The organism is Streptomyces sp. NPDC043680, from assembly GCF_056436685.1.
Genome location: NZ_JBWKCE010000006.1, coordinates 401253 through 407380, shown reverse-complemented (window position 1 = coordinate 407380; position 6128 = coordinate 401253). Strand labels below are relative to the sequence as shown.

5 protein-coding genes are annotated in these 6128 nt (G+C 74.8%); 2 read left to right on the top strand and 3 right to left on the bottom strand.

Annotated elements, in window-relative coordinates:
- Nucleotides 1-213 precede the first annotated feature (213 nt).
- From AC0666_RS16865 to AC0666_RS16855, 3 genes are all read right to left on the bottom strand, one after another.
- Nucleotides 214-1092, bottom strand: coding sequence for a cellulose-binding protein (locus AC0666_RS16865; RefSeq protein WP_468969762.1), 879 nt, complete (start codon nt 1090-1092; stop codon nt 214-216).
- A gap of 156 nt (nt 1093-1248) precedes the next feature.
- Nucleotides 1249-3771: an SUKH-4 family immunity protein gene (locus tag AC0666_RS16860; protein WP_478707818.1), complete on the bottom strand. Its 2523-nt coding sequence runs from the start codon at nt 3769-3771 to the stop codon at nt 1249-1251.
- 7 nt (nt 3772-3778) lie between these two features.
- Nucleotides 3779-4792, bottom strand: a complete 1014-nt coding sequence (locus AC0666_RS16855) for an SMI1/KNR4 family protein (RefSeq protein ID WP_361718216.1) — start codon at nt 4790-4792, stop codon at nt 3779-3781.
- Between the two features lie 229 nt (nt 4793-5021).
- On the opposite strand from AC0666_RS16855, the gene AC0666_RS16850 reads away from it, so the two are divergent.
- Both AC0666_RS16850 and AC0666_RS16845 read left to right on the top strand, forming a co-directional pair.
- The gene (locus AC0666_RS16850) at nt 5022-5570 is read left to right on the top strand and encodes a YwqJ-related putative deaminase (protein WP_468581960.1); all 549 of its coding nucleotides are present in this window, start codon (nt 5022-5024) and stop codon (nt 5568-5570) included.
- A gap of 11 nt (nt 5571-5581) precedes the next feature.
- Nucleotides 5582-6094, top strand: a complete 513-nt coding sequence (locus AC0666_RS16845) for an SUKH-3 domain-containing protein (protein ID WP_478707817.1) — start codon at nt 5582-5584, stop codon at nt 6092-6094.
- Nucleotides 6095-6128 lie beyond the last annotated feature (34 nt).

The window sequence follows — 6128 nt, the reverse complement described above, 5'->3', positions numbered from 1 at the left end:
CTATTGTGTGGAGTACCGACCTGCGCACCTCCCCCCCCCCCACCCCCCCCCCCCCCCCGGCCCCACCGGACCCGCCCCGCTGGGCCCCGCCCGCACGGGACCGCAAGCACCCGCAGGGACCCGCAGGGACCCGCCGGAACCCGCGCCCGCCGGGACCCGCAGGGACCCGCCCCCCAAGGGATCCGCCCGGCACGGGACGCGCAAGGACCCGCCCTAGCCCTCGGCCGGAGCCCGCCCCGTCAAGGCCGCCAGGCTGGACCGGACATGGCTCATGTGCGCCCGCATCTCCTCCTGCGCCTCCGCATGCTCCCGCAGGATCCGCTCCGTCTCCCGCCCCACCCGCTCCGCCTCCACCCGCGCCTCCGCCAGCACCTCAGCGGCCAGCGCCTCCGCATCCTCCTGCCCGTGCCGCGCCAGCTCCTCCACCTCCGCGTACCCCCGCCGCGCCTCCGCCAGCCTCCCCTGCGCCGACCGCTCCCACTCCGCATGCCGCGCCAGCAACTCCGCCTCCCGCGCAGCCAGCTCCCGCTCCGACGCCTCCCACCGCGCCTCCTGCTCCTGCTCGCGCTCCGCCAGCAGCGCCTCCGCCCGCCGCCGCACCTCCGCCAGCCCCGCAGCCGCCTCCCCCCGCCACGCGGCCGCCTCCTCCCGCGCCTCCGCCCGCAGGGCCTCCGCCTCCTGCTCCGCCCGCGCCAGCCCCTGCCGCGCCCGGACCTCCGTCTGCTCCCGCACCGCCTCCGCGTCCTGCCGCGCCAGCTCCGCCACCCGCTCCGCATGCGCCTCGGCCGCGCTCCGCGTCTCCGCCGCATCCGCCCGCGCGTCCCCGCGTACGCAGTCCGCCTCCTCCTCCACCAGCAGCAGGATCCGCCGCGCACGCTCGCCCAGCTCGTCGTACGTCTGCCCGTGCGGCGCCAGCTGCGCGACCGCCTCCCGCAGCCGCTCCGCCTCCGCCTCCATCTGCCGCGCCAGCACCGTCAGCCGCGCCGCGCGTTCCCACGCCTCGTCCCGACTCCCCGACAGGCGCGCGAGATACCGCTCGACCTGGTCCGTCCGGTAGCCGCGGCCGCGCACGGTCGTGAAGGGTGCACTCATCTGGAAGCGCCTCTCTCGCGGGGGGGGATCCCTGTCAAGGATGCGCCATTTGCTCCCAGAAGCCGGAATGGCCGGGCCGGGACCCCGCACGAGGGGTCCCCACCCGGCCATTCAAACGATCACCTGATCACCCGATCGCCGGACCGGGTCACCGGATCAGAGCAATCCGTCCCACATCTGCTCCAGCAGCACCGACCACCAGCTCTCCGGCGACGCCAGCGCCGCACTGTCGAGCCCCGCCAGATTCGCCTGGAAATCGACGGTCCAGCGCCCGGCCTGCTCCGGCGTCAGATGCTGCCGGAGCCGCCACATGTGACCCAGCATCGCCAGCGACCGAGCGAACTGCGGCAGGCTCGAATTCACGAACTGCGGAGGCACCGGCGCCCCGCCCGGACCACCCTCCACCGGCACCGCGACGATGTGCGCCGTCCCGTACTGCACGCACAGCGCCTTGCCGAAGTCACTTCCGACCACGAGGTACGAACCCGCGTCCGAAGCCGGCTGCACCTGACGCTGCGCCGCCAGCTCCGCCAGCGTCGGCACCGGCTGGCCCGGCACCGCCTGCGCCCAGAAGAACGGCCCGAAGTCCACCGGCAGACCCGACCACACCAGCGTCTGCGCCACGATCTCCGGCACACCCTGGCGCGACACGGCCCGCTGGTCGAAGCGGAACACGCCCTGCGGACCGAACGCCCCCACCAGCTCCTGCGCGATCGCCTCCAGCGGGATCGCCGGCTGCAGCGGCACCTGCGGCAGCGGCGCCCGTACCGGCGCGGGCCGCGCCGGACCGTCCGCCACCTGGTGCAACTCGCCCTGGTGCGTCAGCAGATGGCGCATGCCGGCCTGACGGCCCGCGTGGTCCTGCCCGTACGGGGCCACGCTCGTGATCCGGACCTGCGGCCACGTCTCCCGGATCATCCGGGCGCAGTAGCCGCCGGGCAGCTCGCACGAGGCCAGCTCGGTGTGCAGCTCCAGCACCTGCTGCGGCGGCACGTTCATCGCGCGCAGCTCGTGCAGGATCTGCCACTCGGGGTGCGGGGTACCGGGCGCCGAGCGGCGGATGAGCTGCTGCTCGGAGCCGTCGGGAGCGCGGTAGCGCAGGACGGCCTGGTAGCCCGGGCCCACGGTGGGCACACCCGGGGGTACGGGAGCCTGCGGCGCCGGACCCGGCTGCGGCTGCGGCTGGCCGGGCGGGCCGGGGGGCGCGGGCGGCCGGCCCACGACGGCCGGACCGGCCAGCATCGTCGCGGCATGGTCCAGCCCCTGCCCGGGAGCACCCGGAGCACCGGGAGCACCAGGCGCACCCGGAGCCCCGGGCGGCCCCGGAGGCGCGGGCGGCTGGCCCACCACGGCCGGACCGGCCAGCATCGTCGCGGCATGGTCCAGCCCCTGCCCCGGCGTACCGGGAGCCCCCGGCGGGCCGGGAGGCGCAGGCGTCTGACCACCACGCGAAGCACCGGGCGCACCGGGCGGACCGGGAGGCGCGGGCGGCTGACCCACCACGGCCGGACCCGCCAGCATCGTCGCCGCATGGTCCAGTCCCCGCCCCAGCGAACCGGGAACCCCCGGCGGGCCGGGAGGCGCAGGCGCCTGACCACCACGCGAAGCACCGGGCGCACCAGGCGCACCCGGAGCCCCGGGCGGACCGGGAGGCGCGGGCGGCTGACCCACCACGGCCGGACCCGCCAGCATCGTCGCCGCATGGTCCAGCCCGCCCCCCGGCGGACCGGCGGGAGCGGCCGGCTGGGCCGCGGGCGGCGCCACGGGCGGCTCGCCCGGCCGGGAGACACGGGCCTTGCTCGTCGGAGCGTCCGCAAGGGCACTCGCATCCGCCGCCCCGAGGTCCAGCGCGGGCGCCACCGCCGTCCTCGGGAGCTGGCTGCCCCCCGCCATCAGCGTCGTCTTCGCCTCCGAGGCCCCCGCGGGCGGCGCGGGCACGTCGTCCAGGTCCGAACCGGACAACGGCGGCGCGAACACCGTCGCGGGCAGCGGCACGGAAGCGGCGTCGTCGGCGCCGGAGTTCACATCGGTCCCCGCCCACGGCGTGGCCCCGACCGGCACCCCGTCATTGGCGGTCGGCTCGTACGGCACCTCGCGCCGCAGCGGCACGGCGTCGATCGGCTCCGGCGCGGCCGGAGCGCCCGCTGCCTGCGGCCCGGCGGCCGCAGGAGCAGGAGCAGGAGCAGCCGGAGCCCCCTCGGCCGCAGCCCCCACAGGAGCACCCGCGTCCCCGGCCGGAACCGAAGCCGCAGCCGCATCCACCGGCGGAGCCGGAGCCGCAGCCGGAGCCGGAGCCGCCGGCGCAATCCCCGCCCGGTCCGCCGCCTCCTGCAACCACTCCGGCGGACTCAGCATGAACGACGTCTGCTCCGAGTCGATCCGCGGCGTCGGCACCGACGGCTCCGCAGCCGGCGCAGCCGCAGCCCCGTACTCCTCCTCGTACCGGCGGATCACCTCACCCACCGGCAACCCCGGCCACAGCGTCACCTCGCCGCTGTCCCGCGCGATCACCAGCCGCTGGCGGCCGCCACCCGACACCGGACCCGCCGCACGGTCCTCCGCCCACACCACGAACCCGAGCCCGAACTCCCGCACCCGCACCTCCCGGTGCTGATACGGCGCCACGGCCCCGTTGATCCACTCCTCGGCGCGCTCCTGCGCCTGCGCAAACGTCACCATCGCGCCGTCACCCCTCCACCGGAGCCTGAGCCGAAGCCGACGCCGACCCCGCCACTGGAACCGAGCGTGCGAATCCGCCGTCCACCATCAGACCGGCCACCGTCTCCAACTCCGGCGGATTCCCCGCCAACCGTTCGAGGAAGGCATCGAAATCGGCACCGCACGGCAGCAACAACCGCTCCACGCGCTCCTGCACCGACCAGCCGTCCCGGTCACGCGCGTCGTCGTACGGCGAGAACCACACCGACCCGATGCCCTCGCCCTTCACCTTCACCGCGAGCAGACCGCCCTGCGCGAAAGCCACGCACAGGTAGTCCTTCGTCAGGTGGTCGCGCAGACACTTGTTGACGTACACCAGGTCATTGACCGCCGCCTCCTCACGCACCGTGAAGAACGGCTGGTCCACCAGCACACCCAGGTCCACGTCCAGCCCCACACCCACCGGCGCACAACCGCCCGCCGCCTTCAGGAACGAGCGGTACGCCTCCGGCAGCCGGTAGCCGAGATCCTCCTCGACCCCCTGCACCTGCTCCTCGGACACCGACACCACCGTCTTCGGCAGCCCCAGGTGCACCGGGCGCACCTCCTGCAACGCCCGCGTCCCACGCCTCTCGTGGTCCACCGGGGCCGTCGCCAGACCCGCGTGATGCCGCAGCAGCGCCTTCACCTCGACCGGGACCAGCTCCATCCGCCGCGTCCCCGCCACGTGGTGCCACGTCCAGCCGTGCGGCGTCGCCACCGCACCGACCGTGTCCCACAGCGCATGCCCCGAGGCCCGCATCGCCGCATTCGCCGACACGAAGTCCGTCAGCCGCAGCTCGTCCACGCCGAAGCCCTCCGGCGGCTCGGCGATCTCCACCGCCGCACGCGCGTACGGAGAGAAGTCCGGGTGTCCGTTCCCGTCCATCCGCACGCCCTGGGGATGCCGAGCGGCCCGGACCGGGTCCGGGAAATGCACGACCTGCCCCGAATACGCGGCGTTGGGTGGCGCGGCCTGCTGCCCGAGCCGACCTGTCGTCATGGCGGTAGCCCCCTGCTGGATCTGGCTGGTTCACCACAGCCTATGTGTTCCGGCAAGAGCACCCCGCGCCCGTACGCCACCCGCCCCCACAAGGGCCAGGAACATCCGAATTGATACGAATATTCGACCCCGCTTCCACACGACAGAGGACATTTGACAGTCTGTCCCCGCAGCACGGGGGCGTGCGCGACAGCGGCCATCACCGCCGCCACGGGAGGGAAGAGCGACCATGCAGAACACGGCGACCCGCACAGAACACGCACAGCCAGACGGCCAGAACGGCAGCCACGGCGGCGACCCGCGCCTGCGCTGGAGCAGCACCGACGGCCGAGCCGCCGTACCCGTCCTGCGCTTCCGCCGCGACGGCATCCTCCCCACCATCGCCGCCGCACTCTCCGTACGCGGCGAAACCCTCACCGGCACCGCCGGCAAAGCCGACCAGCCACCGGCACTCCACCACCTCGTCCAGGACTTCCTGGACACCCTCACCAGCAACCAGCGCGAACGTTTCACCGGCCGGTGCCCCGAAGCGATCCTGCTCTCCCGCCACCTCGCCGCCGTCGAAGGCGCCCGCAGCAAGCGCGCCTCCCGCAAACCCCTGACCGCGAGCGAAGCCCGCCGCTCCCTCAAACACGCCAAGATCACCGCCCGTCGCATCCGCGAGGACGGAGACCCCCTCCACGGCAGCTACGCACCACCCTGCCGCTCCTGCGAAGCCCTCCTCGCCCACTTCGGCGTACGCGCCGTCGACCTCACCCCCGCCTCACAGAAGGCCTGACCCACACCACCATGACCACCTCCTCCGCCTCCTACGACCGCTCCTCGGCCACCCGCTTCGCCACCCCCGTGGACACCGCCCTGCGCACCGCCGGCTGGGAGCCCGGCCGCTGGGACATCAAGCAGGCCGAATACTGGGCCGACGCCCTCCGGGACCACACCACCCCCGCCGGACACCGGCACACCGTCTTCCCCGCCGCCGTCGAGGCCTGGGCCGAATTCGGCGGCCTCACCGTCGCCGCCCCCGGCCCCGGCCGCCAGATAGCACCGGTCCCCGTGCGCCTGGACCCCCTCACCGGCCTCCACCTGGCCCGCACCTTCGCCGACCTCGGCCGGGCCCTCTCCACCGAGCTCTGCCCCCTCGGCGCCGACTCCGACGGAACCTCCCACCTCGCCATCGACCGCGAAGGCCGCGTCTACGGCATCGACCACACCGGCGACTGGTACCTCGGCGCAGGCGTCGACGAAGCCCTCACCCTCCTCCTCACCGGCCTCCAGCCGGCCCGCCTCACCACGGCGCACTGACCACCACCGGCCGGGGTCCCATCCCCCGGCCCCC